Below are 16,401 nucleotides of genomic sequence, written 5' to 3' on the forward strand. Positions count from 1 at the left end.
TAAATGTCCGGCGTCGCAATGCCCTCTCTTTACGGGAATATGATACACCGCTCTGACACCGTTGTCTTAACCCCTGATAATCGTCGTTTGCCTAAAAAACACTGCACGGATGTGAGAATGCGCAAGCTGAGATGGCTGACGCGTCGTTTATACCCGCGACGTTTACGCAACCAAATGATCATGATGGCCATTCTGATGGTCATTGTGCCGACGATTTCTATTGGTTATATCGTAGAAACCGAAGGCCGGTCAGCAGTCTTATCTGAAAAAGAGAAAAAACTGTCATCGGTGCTCACTCTGCTTAACGGCGCGCTGGGCGATCGCTTTAGCCACTACGCGGAGTTACCGCGTGAAGCGCGCATTCGGGCGCTAAATCTTGAGTTGGGCCCCATCACCGAACGGATCACCCAGGCATTTCCTGGCATTGGTGCGGGGTATTACAACAAAGCACTGGATGCAATCATCACCTACGCCCCCTCTGCGTTGTACCAAAGTAATGTCGGTATCACCATCACCGAGGATCACCCCGGGCGCGAAGTGATGCGCAGCAACGCACCTGTGGTTTTTTCCGGACGACAGGTTCGTGGCGACATCCTCAACTCCATGATCCCCATCGAACGACAGGGTGACGTCATTGGCTATATCTGGGCGAATGAACTGACGGAAGATATCCGCCAGCAAGCCTGGAAAATGGACGTCAGGATCATTGCCGTACTGGCTGCCGGACTCATCAGTAGCCTGCTGTTGATTGTGCTTTTCTCTCGCCGTCTCAGTGCGAATATCGACATTATCACCGACGGACTCTCCACGCTGGCGCAAAAAACGCCAGCCCGCCTGCCTGAACTGCCCGGCGAACTGGGGCAAATCAGCCGCAGCGTCAATGCGCTGGCACAAACGCTTCGGGAAACCAAAACCCTTAACGACCTGATTATTGAGAACGCAGCAGACGGCGTCATTGCCATCGACAGACAGGGCGATGTCACCACCATGAACCCGGCGGCAGAGCAAATCACTGGCTATCAGTTGCATGAACTGGTCGGGCAACCCTATGCAACCCTCTTTGCCGATACTCAGTTTTCCAGCCCGGTACTGGATACGCTGGAGCACGGCACCGAACATGTCGCCCAGGAGGTGAGTTTTCCTGGTCGCGACCGCACCATTGAAATAAGCGTCACCACCAGCCGGATCCATAACGCGCATGGCGAGCTAATCGGAGCCCTGGTGATTTTCTCTGATTTAACGGCCCGCAAAGAGACCCAGCGCCGACTGGCACAAACGGAAAGGCTCGCGACGCTCGGCGAGTTGATGGCTGGAGTGGCGCATGAGGTACGTAACCCGCTGACGGCAATCCGTGGCTACGTCCAGATCATCCGCCAACAAACGTCTTTACCAGAACATCAGGAATATTTATCCGTTGTGCTGAACGAAATTGACTCAATCAATAAAGTCATCCAGCAACTGTTGGATTTCTCACGCCCGCGGCAAAGCCAGTGGCAGCAGGTACGGCTCAACGCGTTGATTGAAGAAACGCTGATCCTCGTGCAAACCGCGGGCCTACAGGCTCGAATCGCGTTTACCACGGAATTAGATGCCAGCCTGCCCGCCATCGTCGCCGATCGCGAACTCCTCAAGCAGGTGATCCTCAATATTTTAATCAATGCGGTGCAGGCGATAGCCGCACGGGGCGAAATTCGCATCCGCACCTGGCAATACTCCACCTCACAGCAGGCGGTGATGATTGAAGATAATGGCAACGGTATCGATAGTGCTATTCAGAAGAAAATATTCGACCCCTTCTTTACGACCAAAGCGTCAGGTACGGGTCTTGGACTGGCGCTAAGCCAGCGCATTATCAACGCGCATCAGGGGGATATCCACGTGACAAGTATGCCGGGCTGCGGCGCAACCTTCACCCTGATTTTACCTCTTAACCCGCAGGGAAATCCGTCAGAATGAAAACGACCTACCGAATTCTCATCGTTGATGACGAAGAAAATGTTCGCCGTATGCTTACCACTGCGTTTTCCCTGCAAGGGCATGAAACGCACTGCGCCAGCGACGGAAAAGCCGCGCTGACTCTGTTTGCTGATACGCATCCTGACGTAGTACTGATGGACATCCGCATGCCAGAGATGGACGGTATTGATGCACTGAAAGTCATGCGCGCCCAGCAGCCGCGGATCCCCGTTATTCTGATGACGGCCTACGCCGAAGTGGAAACCGCAGTGGAAGCTCTCCGTAGCGGCGCGTTTGACTATGTGATTAAACCCTTTGATTTGGATGAGCTCAATCTGGTCATTCAGCGCGCACTACAGCTACAGGCAATGAAGCAGGAGATCCGCAATCTACATCAGGCGCTAAGCACCAGCTGGCAATGGGGGCATATCCTGACCAACAGCCCGGTGATGATGGATATTTGTAAAGACACGGCAAAAATCGCCCTCTCACAGGCGAACGTACTAATTAGCGGTGAAAGTGGCACAGGAAAAGAGCTGATTGCCCGCGCCATCCACTACAACAGTAAACGCGCCAACGGTCCCTTTATCAAAATCAACTGTGCGGCCTTACCGGAATCCTTACTGGAAAGCGAACTGTTTGGTCACGAAAAGGGGGCATTTACCGGTGCACAGACCCTACGCCAGGGACTGTTCGAACGTGCGCATCAGGGAACGCTTCTGCTCGACGAGATTGGTGAAATGCCGCTAGTTCTGCAGGCCAAACTGCTGCGTATTTTGCAGGAAAGAGAGTTCGAGCGCATCGGCGGACACCAAACTATCCGCGTCGATATCCGTATTGTTGCCGCCACCAACCGCTGCCTGCAAACAATGGTGAAGGAAGGAACGTTCCGCGAAGACCTGTTTTATCGGCTTAACGTGATTCATCTGACCCTTCCCCCGTTACGCGAACGCCGCGAAGACATCGCCCTGTTAGCGAATCACTTTTTACAAAAATTTAGCTCAGAAAATCAGCGGGATATCATTGAGATCGATCCAACGGCGATGTCCATGCTTACCGCCTGGCCATGGCCAGGGAACATTCGTGAACTGTCTAACGTCATCGAACGCGCGGTGGTCATGAATACCGGTGCGGTGATTTTTGCCGAAGACCTGCCTGCGCAGTTCCGATCGCCTGTCAGTACCGTAACAGAGGTAAAAGCAGTTCAGACCGGAGAACGCAATCTGAAGGAAGAAATTAAGCGTGAGGAAAAACGCATCATCCTTGAGGTGCTCGACAATCAGGATGGCAACCGCACCCGTACCGCGCTAATGCTGGGGATCAGTCGGCGCGCTCTGATGTACAAATTGCAAGAGTATGGTATTGACCCGTCAGGCTCCTGATACCTAAATTTGCTATGCAGAATTTTGCACACTGCGCAAAACTCTGCATAGCAACTCCCCCTTCCCCTCACCAGCCAATAAAAAATAAATCATAAAATTCAAATAATTAAAAATTAATTTCGCCATTTGTCATTCTGGCACCCGGCTTGCAATTCCCTGAACGTACCCAAAATGGAGTATGCAAAAGGGAAACATAATGAAAACAAAACTGATTACTTTACAAGACGCAGCGAGCTTCTTTCGTGACGGCATGACCATCATGGTCGGCGGTTTTATGGGGGTTGGCACGCCACCTCGCCTTGTCGAAGCCTTACTTGAATCTGGCGTCAGGGATTTGACGTTAATTGCCAACGATACCGCATTTGTCGATACCGGTATCGGCCCCTTAATCGTCAACGGCCGCGTGAGCAAAGTGATTGCCTCGCACATTGGCACCAACCCTGAAACCGGTCGCCGCATGATTGCCGGTGAAATGGACGTACAACTGGTGCCGCAAGGCACTCTGATTGAGCAAATTCGCTGCGGTGGCGCAGGCCTTGGCGGTTTTCTCACACCAACCGGCGTCGGCACCGTAGTGGAAGATGGCAAGCAGACCATGACGCTCGATGGCAGAGTCTGGTTGCTCGAACGTCCATTACGTGCCGATCTGGCGCTGATCCGCGCACACCGCGCCGACACGCTTGGCAACCTGACCTATCAACTTAGCGCCCGTAATTTTAACCCACTGATTGCCCTCGCCGCCGACATCACACTGGTTGAACCGGATGAAATGGTCGGGATCGGTGAACTCCAGCCAGACCAGATCGTTACCCCCGGTGCCGTTATCGACCATATCGTCATGCCACAGGAGAGCTAATCATGGATGCTAAACAACGTATTGCGCGCCGTGTGGCGCTTGAGCTTCACGATGGGGATGTCGTCAACCTGGGGATTGGTCTGCCGACGATGGTTGCCAACTACCTGCCCGCTGACATTCATATCACATTGCAGTCAGAAAATGGTTTTCTCGGTCTGGGCCCGGTCACGACCGCGCATCCAGACCTGGTAAACGCCGGTGGGCAACCGTGCGGGATTTTACCAGGCGCGGCCATGTTTGATAGCGCCATGTCGTTTGCGTTAATTCGCGGCGGCCATGTCGATGCCTGCGTGCTCGGTGGGTTACAGGTCGATGAACAAGCCAACCTCGCCAACTGGGTCGTTCCCGGAAAAATGGTTCCCGGCATGGGAGGGGCGATGGATCTGGTGACCGGCGCGCGCAAAGTGATTATCGCGATGGAGCATTGCGCAAAAGACGGCTCAGCGAAGATCCTCCGACATTGCACCATGCCGCTGACGGCACAACATGCGGTGCATATGCTGGTCACCGAACTCGCCGTTTTCCGCTTCATTGACGGAAAAATGTGGCTTACGGAAATCGCAGAAGGATGCGATATCGCCATGCTGCGTGAAAAAACCGAAGCGCAGTTTGATGTCACCGCCGAGCTGATTATCCTGCGAGGTGATGCATGATCGGCCGCATTGCTCGTTTTATGACGCGCGTGGTCAGCCGCTGGCTGCCCGACCCGCTGATTTTCGCCATGCTGCTAACGCTGTTGACCTTCGGCATCGCGCTGTGGCTGACGCCACAAACGCCAGTCAGCATGGTGAGATTCTGGGGTGATGGTTTCTGGAACCTGCTGGCCTTTGGCATGCAGATGGCGTTGATCATCGTCACAGGCCATGCGTTAGCCAGTTCAGGACCGGTGAAAAGTCTGCTGCGTACGGCAGCGTCTGCCGCCAAAACCCCCGCTCAGGGCGTGATGCTGGTGACGTTTTTCGGTTCAGTCGCCTGCGTCATCAACTGGGGTTTTGGTCTGGTAGTGGGAGCGATGTTTGCCCGTGAAGTCGCACGCCGGGTACCCGGCTCCGACTATCCCCTGCTGATTGCCTGCGCCTACATCGGTTTTCTCACCTGGGGGGGTGGCTTCTCCGGCTCAATGCCATTGCTGGCGGCAACGCCAGGCAACCCGGTTGAGCACGTCGCAGGATTAATTCCGGTCGCAGATACGCTGTTTACCGGTTTCAACATCTTCATCACCGTGGCGCTGATCGTCGTGATGCCGTTCATCACACGCATGATGACGCCAAAACCGTCTGATGTAGTAAGCATCGATCCGAAGCTGTTACTGGAAGAAGCTGATTTCCAGAAAAAACTGCCACCCGACGCCCCGCCATCGGAAAAACTGGAAGAGAGCCGCATTCTGGCCCTGGTAATCGGGGCATTAGGGATTGCTTATCTGGCCCTCTATTTCACTGAGAAAGGCTTCAACATCACCATCAACACCGTCAACCTGATGTTTATGATTGCCGGTCTGCTGCTGCATAAAACGCCTATGGCCTATATGCGTGCCGTTAGCGCTGCCGCACGTAGCACCGCCGGCATCCTGGTGCAGTTCCCCTTCTACGCCGGTATTCAGTTGATGATGGAGCACTCTGGCCTCGGCGGATTGATTACCGAGTTCTTCATCAACGTCGCCAACAAAGACACCTTCCCGCTGATGACCTTCTTCAGTTCAGCACTGATTAACTTTGCCGTGCCATCTGGCGGCGGCCATTGGGTTATTCAGGGACCGTTCGTCATGCCAGCCGCTCAGGCGCTTGGCGCCGATCTCGGTAAGTCAGTAATGGCTATCGCCTATGGCGAGCAGTGGATGAACATGGCGCAGCCGTTCTGGGCGCTACCTGCATTGGCGATCGCCGGATTGGGTGTGCGCGACATCATGGGGTACTGCATCACCGCCCTGCTTTTCTCAGGCGTCATTTTTGTCATTGGATTGACCTTGTTCTGACAGCCATTACTTACATAAAGGAACAGAAAAATGAAAAACTGTGTCATTGTCAGCGCGGCACGTACCGCAATCGGTAGCTTTAATGGCGCACTGGCGACCACCAGCGCTATCGAGCTGGGATCAACCGTGATAAAAGCGGCAATCGAGCGCGCTCATCTTGATCCGCAACAGGTTGAAGAAGTGATTATGGGTAATGTGCTGCAGGCCGGTCTTGGACAGAATCCGGCGCGTCAGGCATTGCTAAGAAGCGGTCTTTCCGACACCGTTTGCGGCTTCACCGTCAACAAAGTGTGTGGCTCCGGTCTCAAAAGCGTGGCGCTTGCGGCTCAGGCGATCGCCGCCGGACAGGCCCAGGCACTGGTCGCTGGCGGAATGGAAAACATGAGTCAGGCCCCCTACCTGTTAGACGCAAAAGCCCGCTGGGGATATCGCCTCGGCGATGGGCAATTGTCGGACGTTATTTTGCGCGACGGCCTGATCTGCGCCGAGCATGGTTACCATATGGGGATCACCGCAGAAAATGTCGCCAAAGAGTATGGCATCAGCCGCGAAATGCAGGATGAACTGGCACTGTTATCACAGCAGAAAGCTATTGCCGCAATAGAGTCCGGCGCTTTCCAGGCCGAAATCGTCCCCGTCAGCGTACAATCGCGTAAGAAAACCCTCATTTTTGAACGCGATGAGTTTCCCAAGGCAGACTCCACGGCGGAAGGTCTTGCCGCATTGCGTCCTGCCTTCGACAAAGCAGGTACCGTTACCGCTGGCAACGCCTCGGGGATTAACGACGGTGCTGCCGCTCTGGTGGTAATGGAAGAGTCGGCAGCGCTGGCTGCTGGGCTAAAACCGCTGGCGCGAATCAAGGCCTGGGCCAGCGGCGGCGTCGCCCCGGCGATGATGGGCATGGGACCCGTTCCGGCCACGCAAAAAGCGTTACAACTGAGCGGGCTGCAACTGTCGGATATCGACCTTATCGAAGCCAACGAAGCATTTGCCGCACAGTTTCTTGCCGTGGGTAAAACGCTGGGGTTTGATGCGCAAAAGGTCAACGTTAACGGTGGTGCGATTGCGCTGGGCCACCCTATCGGCGCCAGCGGCGCGCGTATTCTGGTCACATTGCTGCACGCGTTACAGGCACGGGATAAAACGCTCGGTCTGGCAACTCTGTGTATCGGCGGCGGCCAGGGTATAGCAATGATCGTGGAGCGGATGAACTAAAAAAAAGGGCCGGATTTCTCCGGCCCTTCTCATTACAACTTAATTACTCTTCTGCGTCATCTGCCGCATCATCGTCGCTCTCAGCTTCAGGAGCGATATCATCGTCCCCTTCCGCAGCACTACCGTCGATGGAGTCAAGTTCTTCATCATCAACCGGTTCAGCAACACGTTGCAGACCGACGACGTTTTCATCTTCCGCCGTGCGGATGAGGATCACGCCCTGGGTGTTACGCCCAACCACGCTGATTTCCGACACGCGAGTACGCACCAGCGTACCTGCATCGGTGATCATCATGATCTGGTCGGTATCTTCAACCTGTACCGCGCCGACAACAGAGCCGTTGCGCTCGGTAACCTTGATGGAGATAACGCCCTGCGTCGCACGAGACTTGGTCGGATACTCTTCTGCCGCGGTACGCTTACCGTAGCCGTTCTGCGTCACGGTCAGGATGGCACCTTCACCGCGCGGAACAATCAGAGAAACAACTTTATCTTCTCCTGCCAGCTTGATACCGCGTACACCGGTCGCGGTACGTCCCATCGCACGGACTGCGTCTTCTTTGAAGCGCACCACTTTACCGGCAGCAGAGAACAGCATGACTTCGTCACTACCGGACGTCAGGTCAACGCCAATCAGCTCGTCGCCTTCGTTCAGGTTAACCGCAATGATACCGGCGGAACGCGGACGGCTGAACTCGGTCAGCGCGGTTTTCTTCACCGTACCGCTGGCGGTCGCCATGAAGACGTTCACACCCTCTTCGTACTCGCGTACCGGCAGAATTGCGGTGATGCGTTCGTTGGCTTCCAGCGGCAGCAGGTTGACGATTGGACGTCCACGCGCGCCACGGCTGGCTTCCGGTAGCTGATAAACCTTCATCCAGTACAAACGACCGCGGCTGGAGAAGCAGAGGATCGTGTCGTGAGTGTTGGCCACCAGCAGGCGGTCGATAAAGTCTTCTTCTTTAATGCGTGCTGCTGATTTACCTTTCCCGCCACGACGCTGTGCTTCGTAATCGGTTAACGGCTGATATTTCACGTAGCCCTGATGAGACAAGGTTACGACAACATCTTCCTGGCTAATCAGATCTTCGATGTTGATGTCAGCGCTGTTCGCGGTGATTTCAGTACGACGCGCATCGCCGAACTGCTCACGAACCAGCTCCATCTCTTCACGGATAACTTCCATCAGACGATCGGCACTGCCCAGAATGTGCAGCAGTTCAGCGATCTGCTCCAGCAGCTCTTTGTATTCGTCGAGCAGTTTTTCATGCTCAAGGCCGGTCAGTTTCTGCAAGCGCAGATCCAGAATCGCCTGGGCCTGCTGTTCAGTCAGGAAGTACTGACCATCACGCACGCCAAACTCAGGTTCCAGCCATTCAGGACGCGCAGCGTCATCACCCGCACGTTCCAGCATGGCAGAGACGTTACCCAGTTCCCAGGAGCGCGCAACCAGCGCCGCTTTCGCTTCTGCCGGGGTCGGGGCACGACGGATCAGTTCGATAATCGGATCGATGTTGGCAAGAGCAATCGCCAGCGCTTCGAGGATGTGCGCACGGTCGCGGGCTTTACGCAGTTCAAAAATAGTACGGCGGGTAACCACTTCACGACGGTGACGAACAAACGCAGCGATAATCTCTTTCAGGTTCATGATCTTCGGCTGGCCATGGTGCAGCGCAACCATGTTGATACCGAAAGAAACCTGCAGTTGGGTCTGGGAGTAGAGGTTATTCAGCACCACTTCCCCGACCGCATCGCGTTTCACTTCAATCACGATGCGCATACCGTCTTTATCAGACTCGTCACGCAGCGCGCTGATGCCTTCAACGCGTTTGTCTTTTACCAGCTCGGCAATTTTCTCGATCAGGCGTGCTTTGTTCACCTGATACGGAATTTCATGCACGATGATGGTTTCACGACCGGTTTTCGCGTCAGCTTCGACTTCTGCACGTGCGCGAATGTATACCTTGCCGCGACCGGTACGGTAAGCTTCTTCGATACCACGACGACCATTGATGATCGCTGCGGTCGGGAAGTCCGGACCCGGAATATGTTCCATCAGCCCTTCAATGCTGATGTCTTCATCGTCAATATATGCCAGACAGCCGTTGATCACTTCCGTCAGGTTGTGCGGCGGAATGTTGGTTGCCATACCTACCGCGATACCGGACGAACCGTTCACCAGCAGGTTAGGAATTTTGGTCGGCATGACGTCTGGAATGCGTTCGGTGCCGTCGTAGTTATCGACGAAATCAACCGTTTCTTTTTCCAGGTCAGCCATCAGCTCGTGGGCGATTTTCGACATACGGATTTCCGTATAACGCATCGCAGCTGCGGAGTCGCCATCGACAGAACCAAAGTTACCCTGACCATCCACCAGCATGTAGCGCAAGGAGAATGGCTGCGCCATACGAACAATGGTGTCGTAAACGGCGGTATCACCATGAGGGTGGTATTTACCGATTACGTCACCAACGACACGGGCAGATTTTTTATAGGCTTTATTCCAGTCGTTGCCCAATACGTTCATGGCGTAAAGTACGCGACGGTGTACCGGCTTCAGGCCATCTCGGACGTCCGGCAGCGCACGGCCAACAATGACCGACATCGCATAATCCAGATAGGAGCTCTTCAGCTCTTCCTCAATGTTGACCGGTGTAATTTCTCTCGCAAGGTCGCTCATCTAACCGCTATCCCTCTACTGTATCCCGGATTCAAAGGTCGCAAATTATAACACACCCGTGCAGATTCAGGTAAATGGATTCCCCCAGACAGAGGCTTTATTCATCCCGTCAGGCTGATATACTCGTTTGTATTGCTAATTTAGGAGTAGAAGCCCCAATGAATGCCGAAAAACAGCCGGTAACTCACAACGTTGACCATGAAGAAATTGCCAAATTTGAAGCAGTCGCGTCGCGCTGGTGGGATCTTGAGGGTGAATTTAAGCCTCTGCACCGCATAAACCCGCTGCGTCTGGGCTATATCGCCGAACGGTCAGGTGGTCTGTTTGGTAAAAAGGTACTCGACGTCGGCTGCGGCGGCGGGATTCTGGCAGAAAGCATGGCGCGTGAAGGCGCAACGGTCACCGGCCTGGATATGGGGTTTGAACCGCTCCAGGTGGCAAAACTGCATGCGCTGGAAAGCGGCATTCATGTTGAGTATGTGCAGGAGACTGTCGAAGAACACGCCGAGAAACATGCGCATCAGTATGACGTCGTCACCTGTATGGAAATGCTGGAACACGTACCGGACCCGCAGTCGGTGGTCAGAGCCTGCGCCAGGCTGGTGAAACCCGGCGGCGAAGTATTTTTCTCCACGCTCAACCGTAACGGTAAGTCCTGGTTGATGGCTGTGGTCGGCGCGGAATATATTCTGCGCATGGTGCCGAAAGGTACGCACGATGTGAAAAAATTTATTAAGCCGGCTGAATTGTTACAGTGGGTCGACCAGACGGTGTTGAAGGAACGTCACATGACCGGTCTGCATTACAACCCCATTACCAACACCTTCAAACTGGGCCCCGGCGTGGATGTGAACTATATGGTACATACCACCGCCAGGGTTGATTAACCGCTCCTGTAGGCCGGATAAGGCGCGCCAGCGACGCCATCCGGCATGCTAACGGGAACAATGCCTGATGGCGCTTCGCTTATCAGGCCTACAAATCCTGTGCCAGATCATAAGAACTTTCTTTGCCTTAGATGAAGAAATCAGCACTCGATCAAATTTTCTATTTTTTTTCTCAATTATTGACATCCCCGCCAGGCCTTATAAGACGCGCACTTAGCGATCCTTACCCTTTTGCAACCTCAATTTAACCTCAAAATCAACTCTTGTGCTGAAAAGAATCCCTACTAGAATACTCACCATATAGCGTCTATTTTATCAAACAACCCCTACATATAGTATTTATCCACAGACTTAGTCACAACGTGGCACTGTGGATAATATGGGGGATATTTTTTCTTTCACGGACAGGTAAAAAACCACATGAATCAGAGTCTGCTGGTGACAAAGCGTGATGGTAGTACAGAGCGCATCAATCTCGACAAAATCCATCGAGTTCTGGATTGGGCGGCAGAAGGACTGAATAACGTATCGATTTCACAGGTCGAGTTGCGCTCCCACATTCAGTTTTATGACGGTATCAAGACTTCCGATATCCATGAAACGATCATCAAAGCTGCTGCAGACCTGATCTCCCGCGACGCGCCGGATTATCAGTACCTGGCTGCTCGCCTGGCCATTTTCCACCTGCGTAAAAAAGCCTACGGCGAGTTTGAGCCGCCAAAACTGTTCGACCATGTTGTGAAAATGGTTGAAATGGGCAAATACGACAATCATCTGCTGGAAGACTACACGGAAGAAGAGTTCAAGCAGATGGACTCGTTCATCGAGCACGACCGTGATATGACCTTCTCTTATGCTGCGGTAAAGCAGTTAGAGGGCAAATATCTGGTGCAAAACCGCGTCACCGGTGAAATTTATGAAAGCGCACAGTTCCTCTACATTCTGGTAGCGGCTTGCCTGTTCTCGAACTATCCGCGTGAAACCCGTCTGCAATACGTTAAACGTTTCTACGACGCCGTTTCTACGTTCAAAATCTCTCTGCCGACGCCAATTATGTCCGGCGTGCGTACCCCTACGCGTCAGTTCAGCTCCTGCGTACTGATCGAGTGCGGCGACAGCCTGGACTCCATCAACGCAACCTCCAGCGCAATTGTGAAATACGTTTCTCAGCGTGCCGGTATCGGCATTAACGCCGGTCGCATCCGTGCGCTGGGTAGCCCAATTCGCGGCGGTGAAGCGTTCCACACCGGCTGTATTCCGTTCTACAAGCATTTCCAGACTGCGGTGAAATCCTGCTCTCAGGGTGGCGTACGCGGTGGTGCAGCCACGCTGTTCTACCCGATGTGGCATCTGGAAGTAGAAAGCCTGCTGGTGCTGAAAAACAACCGTGGCGTAGAAGGTAACCGCGTCCGTCACATGGACTACGGTGTGCAGATCAACAAGCTGATGTACACCCGTCTGCTGAAAGGCGGCGACATCACCCTGTTCAGCCCATCCGACGTCCCAGGCCTGTACGATGCGTTTTTCGCCGACCAGGACGAATTCGAGCGTCTGTACACCCAATATGAAAACGACGACAGCATCCGCAAACAGCGCGTGAAAGCGGTTGAGCTGTTCTCGCTGATGATGCAGGAACGCGCTTCTACTGGTCGTATCTACATTCAGAACGTTGACCACTGCAACACCCACAGCCCGTTTGATCCGGCTGTCGCACCGGTACGCCAGTCCAACCTGTGTCTGGAAATCGCACTGCCGACCAAACCGTTGACCGATGTGAACGACGAAAACGGTGAAATCGCGCTGTGTACGTTATCCGCATTCAACCTGGGTGCTATCGACAGCCTGGATGAGCTGGAAGAACTGGCCGTACTGGCTGTGCGTGCTCTTGATGCGCTGCTGGATTACCAGGATTATCCAATTCCGGCCGCTAAACGTGGCGCCATGGGCCGTCGTACGCTGGGTATTGGCGTAATCAACTACGCCTACTGGCTGGCGAAAAACGGTAAGCGTTACTCTGACGGCAGCGCGAATAACCTGACCCATAAAACCTTTGAAGCCATTCAGTATTACCTGCTGAAAGCCTCTAACGAACTGGCAAAAGAGCAAGGCGCATGCCCGTGGTTCAACGAAACCACCTATGCGCAGGGTATTTTGCCGATCGATACCTATAAGAAAGATCTGGATGCCATTGCCAACGAGCCGTTGCACCTGGACTGGGAGCAACTGCGTGAGTCCATTAAGACCCACGGTCTGCGTAACTCCACGCTTTCTGCGCTGATGCCGTCGGAGACCTCTTCGCAGATCTCCAACGCAACTAACGGCATTGAACCACCGCGCGGCTACGTGAGCATTAAAGCATCCAAAGATGGCATTCTGCGTCAGGTTGTGCCGGACTACGAACACCTGCACGACGCGTACGAACTGCTGTGGGAGATGCCGAACAATGATGGGTATCTGCAACTGGTAGGGATCATGCAGAAATTTATCGATCAGTCGATTTCTGCCAACACCAACTACGATCCGTCACGTTTCCCGTCCGGAAAAGTACCGATGCAGCAGTTGCTGAAAGACCTGCTCACCGCCTACAAATTTGGTGTCAAAACGCTGTATTATCAGAACACCCGTGACGGTGCGGAAGATTCTCAGGACGATCTGGTGCCGTCCATTCAGGACGACGGCTGCGAAAGCGGCGCTTGTAAGATCTGATGAATGATGCCGGGCGGCGCTACGCTTGCCCGGCCTATAAATTAATTCGCGGTAATGTAAGTCGGGTAAGCGAAGCGCGTCCGGCAATACATTCCAGACAGGATTCACATCAATGGCATACACCACTTTTTCACAGACGAAAAATGACCAGCTTCTGGAACCGATGTTTTTCGGCCAGCCGGTGAACGTCGCCCGCTACGATCAGCAAAAATATGACATCTTCGAAAAACTGATCGAAAAGCAGCTCTCTTTCTTCTGGCGTCCGGAAGAAGTCGACGTTTCACGTGACCGCATTGACTTCCAGGCACTGCCGGAACATGAAAAACATATTTTTATCAGCAACCTGAAATATCAGACGCTGCTGGACTCTATTCAGGGTCGTAGCCCGAACGTGGCGCTGCTGCCGCTGATTTCTATCCCTGAGCTGGAAACCTGGGTGGAAACGTGGGCATTTTCCGAAACTATTCACTCCCGCTCTTATACCCATATCATCCGTAATATCGTTAACGATCCCGCGGTGGTGTTCGACGATATCGTCACCAACGAACAGATCCAGAAACGCGCGGAAGGCATTTCCAGCTACTACGATGAGTTGATCGAGATGACCAGCTACTGGCATCTGCTGGGCGAAGGCACGCATACGGTCAATGGTAAAACGGTTGTCGTCAATCTGCGTGAACTGAAGAAAAAACTGTATCTGTGCCTGATGAGCGTTAACGCGCTGGAAGCTATTCGCTTCTACGTCAGCTTTGCCTGCTCTTTCGCTTTTGCGGAACGCGAACTGATGGAAGGCAATGCAAAAATCATTCGTCTGATTGCCCGTGATGAAGCCCTGCATTTGACCGGCACCCAGCATATGCTGAACCTGCTGCGCAGCGGTGTCGACGATCCAGAGATGGCCGAAATTGCCGAAGAGTGTAAACAAGAGTGCTATGACCTGTTTGTACAGGCCGCGCTGCAGGAAAAAGAGTGGGCAGATTATCTGTTCCGTGACGGCTCGATGATCGGTCTGAACAAAGATATCCTGTGCCAGTACGTTGAGTACATCACCAATATCCGTATGCAGGCTGTTGGTCTTGATCTGCCATTCCAGACACGCTCTAACCCGATCCCGTGGATCAATACCTGGCTGGTATCCGATAACGTCCAGGTTGCACCGCAGGAAGTGGAAGTCAGCTCTTATCTGGTCGGCCAAATCGACGCCGAAGTTGATACCGACGACCTGAGTAATTTCCAGCTCTGATGGGCCGCGTGACTCTGCGCATCTCTGGCACACAACTGCTGTGCCAGGATGAACATCCTTCCCTGCTCGCCGCGCTCGAATCGCACAACGTTGAAGTCGAGTATCAGTGCCGTGAAGGTTACTGCGGTTCCTGCCGTACCCGCCTGGTGGCGGGACAGGTTGACTGGATTGCGGAACCTCTGGCGTTTATTCAGCCGGGTGAGATATTGCCCTGCTGTTGCCGGGCAAACGGGGATATTGAGATTGAAATGTAGTGCTTAGTGGACTTCATGCGCGGAGACCAGTACCACGTCGCCGCGTTTTTTCATCTGCATAATATACAATGCCCCTGCCAGCACCACCAGCAAAGCCCCAACCAGGTAAATCGCCCGATACCCCACGCCTTCGACCATCATCCCCATGATGAACGCACCAATGGCCATTCCCGCGTCCATTGCATTGAAAAACAGCGAATTGGCCACACCGATTTTGTGCGGCTCCACCGAGCTAATAATTTGTGTCTGAAACACAGGCGTCACTGAGCCATAGCCGATACCAATTAATCCACCGGCCAGAATCATCATCATACTCCCGTTGGTGTAGCCCAACGCCACCAGCCCAACGGTGAAGGCCAGCAAGCACGGGTAAACCACGTATTTCGGCCCTTTTTTATCACAAATATTGCCGGTAAAGGTCCGGCAGACCATCAGGCAAATAGCGTAGCAAAGCAGGAAATTACTGGCGGCCGCCATCAAATCCAATTCGCGGGCATACAATGCAAGGAAGGCTGAAACGCCCGCATAGGAAAAGGTCATAAAGAATGTCACCATCGCGAAAGGCAGCGCAGCGCGGTCAAACATGGCAGCAAAGCCCAGCTTCGGTTTAGAACCATCAGCGTGACGAATCACCGGCGGTACGGCGACAATCAGCGACAGCCCAATCCCCAGCGCCGCCACAGCCGTACACAGCCAGAATGCGGCGGTGTAGGCTTCCCAGCGCGCCATGTTCAGCCCGACCCATGGCCCAACCACCATTGCCAGTCCCATGGCTAAAGAGAAAAAACTGATGCCCTCCCCACGTCGGGAGGCCGGTATCAACCGCGCGGAAATCGTTCCTTTTACCGTGGTTATAACGCCAAACGTTACACCATGAAGCACCCGAATCAGCAGGAGTGATTCAATTGAATGGCAAACCGGATACAGCGCAGTGACCACCAAAAAGGCCAGAGAAGAGAGCACCAGAATCGTTTTATTCGAATATTTCCCCACCCACTGCCCGGCAAAAGGACGGACAAGAATGGCAGCACCCAAAAAGAACGTGACTAATAAACCGGCCTTATCAGGAGTCGCATGCAGGCGATCCGAAATATAGATCGGAAGCAGGGTCAGCAGGACATAAAAAACAAAAAAGATAATAAAGCTGATAATCGTTATTGCCCAAAAATCCTTCGTCCACAGTTTTTCTTTCATTTTCGACAACCTGTTCAGACGGCGCACACAGGCAACGCTCAGCTCAACTGAACCAC

The 16,401-nt window shown here is 53.5% G+C and carries 12 protein-coding genes; 10 read left to right on the forward strand and 2 right to left on the reverse strand.

The genetic code is table 11. The annotated features are described in order from the left end of the window. The first annotated feature begins 117 nt into the window (after positions 1 to 117). The 6 genes from atoS (at position 118) to RYZ59_RS01220 (ending at position 7,381) form a co-directional block, all read left to right on the forward strand. Positions 118 to 1,956, forward strand: coding sequence for a two-component system sensor histidine kinase AtoS (gene atoS / locus RYZ59_RS01195; RefSeq protein WP_318044340.1), 1,839 nt, complete (start codon positions 118 to 120; stop codon positions 1,954 to 1,956). After that, positions 1,953 to 3,338, forward strand: coding sequence for an acetoacetate metabolism transcriptional regulator AtoC (atoC, locus tag RYZ59_RS01200; protein WP_202038222.1), 1,386 nt, complete (start codon positions 1,953 to 1,955; stop codon positions 3,336 to 3,338). The genes atoS and atoC overlap by 4 nt, the downstream gene beginning before the upstream one ends. 196 nt (positions 3,339 to 3,534) lie before the next feature. Further along, entirely contained in the window at positions 3,535 to 4,194 is a 660-nt protein-coding gene (gene atoD, locus RYZ59_RS01205) for an acetate CoA-transferase subunit alpha (protein WP_318044343.1), read from the forward strand. Between the two features lie 2 nt (positions 4,195 to 4,196). Next, positions 4,197 to 4,847: a 3-oxoacid CoA-transferase subunit B gene (locus tag RYZ59_RS01210; protein ID WP_318044345.1), complete on the forward strand. Its 651-nt coding sequence runs from the start codon at positions 4,197 to 4,199 to the stop codon at positions 4,845 to 4,847. After that, complete coding sequence (locus tag RYZ59_RS01215; RefSeq protein ID WP_318044346.1) at positions 4,844 to 6,166, forward strand: TIGR00366 family protein; 1,323 nt, start codon at positions 4,844 to 4,846, stop codon at positions 6,164 to 6,166. Before RYZ59_RS01210 ends, RYZ59_RS01215 begins: the two co-directional genes overlap by 4 nt. Before the next feature lie 30 nt (positions 6,167 to 6,196). Beyond that, entirely contained in the window at positions 6,197 to 7,381 is a 1,185-nt protein-coding gene (locus RYZ59_RS01220) for an acetyl-CoA C-acetyltransferase (protein ID WP_271440114.1), read from the forward strand. A 43-nt stretch (positions 7,382 to 7,424) separates the two neighbouring features. Here RYZ59_RS01220 and gyrA read toward each other — a convergent pair whose 3' ends face one another. Further along, a complete protein-coding gene (gene gyrA / locus RYZ59_RS01225; RefSeq protein ID WP_137384128.1) occupies positions 7,425 to 10,061 on the reverse strand; it encodes a DNA topoisomerase (ATP-hydrolyzing) subunit A in 2,637 nt (878 codons plus the stop codon). Positions 10,062 to 10,219: 158 nt separating this feature from the next. Here gyrA and ubiG point away from each other — a divergent pair, with 158 nt between their 5' ends. From ubiG to yfaE, 4 genes are all read left to right on the forward strand, one after another. Next, a complete protein-coding gene (gene ubiG / locus RYZ59_RS01230) occupies positions 10,220 to 10,948 on the forward strand; it encodes a bifunctional 2-polyprenyl-6-hydroxyphenol methylase/3-demethylubiquinol 3-O-methyltransferase UbiG (RefSeq protein WP_318044351.1) in 729 nt (242 codons plus the stop codon). A 420-nt stretch (positions 10,949 to 11,368) separates the two neighbouring features. Continuing rightward, positions 11,369 to 13,654: a class 1a ribonucleoside-diphosphate reductase subunit alpha gene (gene nrdA, locus RYZ59_RS01235; RefSeq protein WP_318044353.1), complete on the forward strand. Its 2,286-nt coding sequence runs from the start codon at positions 11,369 to 11,371 to the stop codon at positions 13,652 to 13,654. A gap of 112 nt (positions 13,655 to 13,766) precedes the next feature. Then, positions 13,767 to 14,897: a class Ia ribonucleoside-diphosphate reductase subunit beta gene (nrdB, locus tag RYZ59_RS01240; RefSeq protein WP_003834668.1), complete on the forward strand. Its 1,131-nt coding sequence runs from the start codon at positions 13,767 to 13,769 to the stop codon at positions 14,895 to 14,897. Further along, on the forward strand, positions 14,897 to 15,151 hold the full coding sequence (yfaE, locus tag RYZ59_RS01245; RefSeq protein WP_115643144.1) for a ferredoxin-like diferric-tyrosyl radical cofactor maintenance protein YfaE: 255 nt from the start codon (positions 14,897 to 14,899) through the stop codon (positions 15,149 to 15,151). Before nrdB ends, yfaE begins: the two co-directional genes overlap by 1 nt. A gap of 3 nt (positions 15,152 to 15,154) precedes the next feature. Here the strand turns inward: yfaE and RYZ59_RS01250 are convergent, their stop codons facing one another. Beyond that, entirely contained in the window at positions 15,155 to 16,345 is a 1,191-nt protein-coding gene (locus RYZ59_RS01250) for an MFS transporter (protein ID WP_326929139.1), read from the reverse strand. Positions 16,346 to 16,401 lie beyond the last annotated feature (56 nt).

It is taken from the genome of Citrobacter sp. HN-141, assembly GCF_033341895.1.
Classification (GTDB): domain Bacteria; phylum Pseudomonadota; class Gammaproteobacteria; order Enterobacterales; family Enterobacteriaceae; genus Citrobacter.

What these genes read in the sequence shown, in the direction of transcription:
- atoC (WP_202038222.1), top strand. Translation starts at nt 1,953, where the DNA reads ATGAAAACGACCTACCGAATTCTCATCGTTGATGACGAAGAAAATGTT.
- RYZ59_RS01210 (WP_318044345.1), top strand. Translation starts at nt 4,197, where the DNA reads ATGGATGCTAAACAACGTATTGCGCGCCGTGTGGCGCTTGAGCTTCAC.
- nrdB (WP_003834668.1), top strand. Translation starts at nt 13,767, where the DNA reads ATGGCATACACCACTTTTTCACAGACGAAAAATGACCAGCTTCTGGAA.
- nrdA (WP_318044353.1), top strand. Translation starts at nt 11,369, where the DNA reads ATGAATCAGAGTCTGCTGGTGACAAAGCGTGATGGTAGTACAGAGCGC.
- yfaE (WP_115643144.1), top strand. Translation starts at nt 14,897, where the DNA reads ATGGGCCGCGTGACTCTGCGCATCTCTGGCACACAACTGCTGTGCCAG.
- atoD (WP_318044343.1), top strand. Translation starts at nt 3,535, where the DNA reads ATGAAAACAAAACTGATTACTTTACAAGACGCAGCGAGCTTCTTTCGT.
- RYZ59_RS01215 (WP_318044346.1), top strand. Translation starts at nt 4,844, where the DNA reads ATGATCGGCCGCATTGCTCGTTTTATGACGCGCGTGGTCAGCCGCTGG.
- ubiG (WP_318044351.1), top strand. Translation starts at nt 10,220, where the DNA reads ATGAATGCCGAAAAACAGCCGGTAACTCACAACGTTGACCATGAAGAA.
- RYZ59_RS01250 (WP_326929139.1), bottom strand. Translation starts at nt 16,345, where the DNA reads ATGAAAGAAAAACTGTGGACGAAGGATTTTTGGGCAATAACGATTATC.
- gyrA (WP_137384128.1), bottom strand. Translation starts at nt 10,061, where the DNA reads ATGAGCGACCTTGCGAGAGAAATTACACCGGTCAACATTGAGGAAGAG.
- RYZ59_RS01220 (WP_271440114.1), top strand. Translation starts at nt 6,197, where the DNA reads ATGAAAAACTGTGTCATTGTCAGCGCGGCACGTACCGCAATCGGTAGC.
- atoS (WP_318044340.1), top strand. Translation starts at nt 118, where the DNA reads ATGCGCAAGCTGAGATGGCTGACGCGTCGTTTATACCCGCGACGTTTA.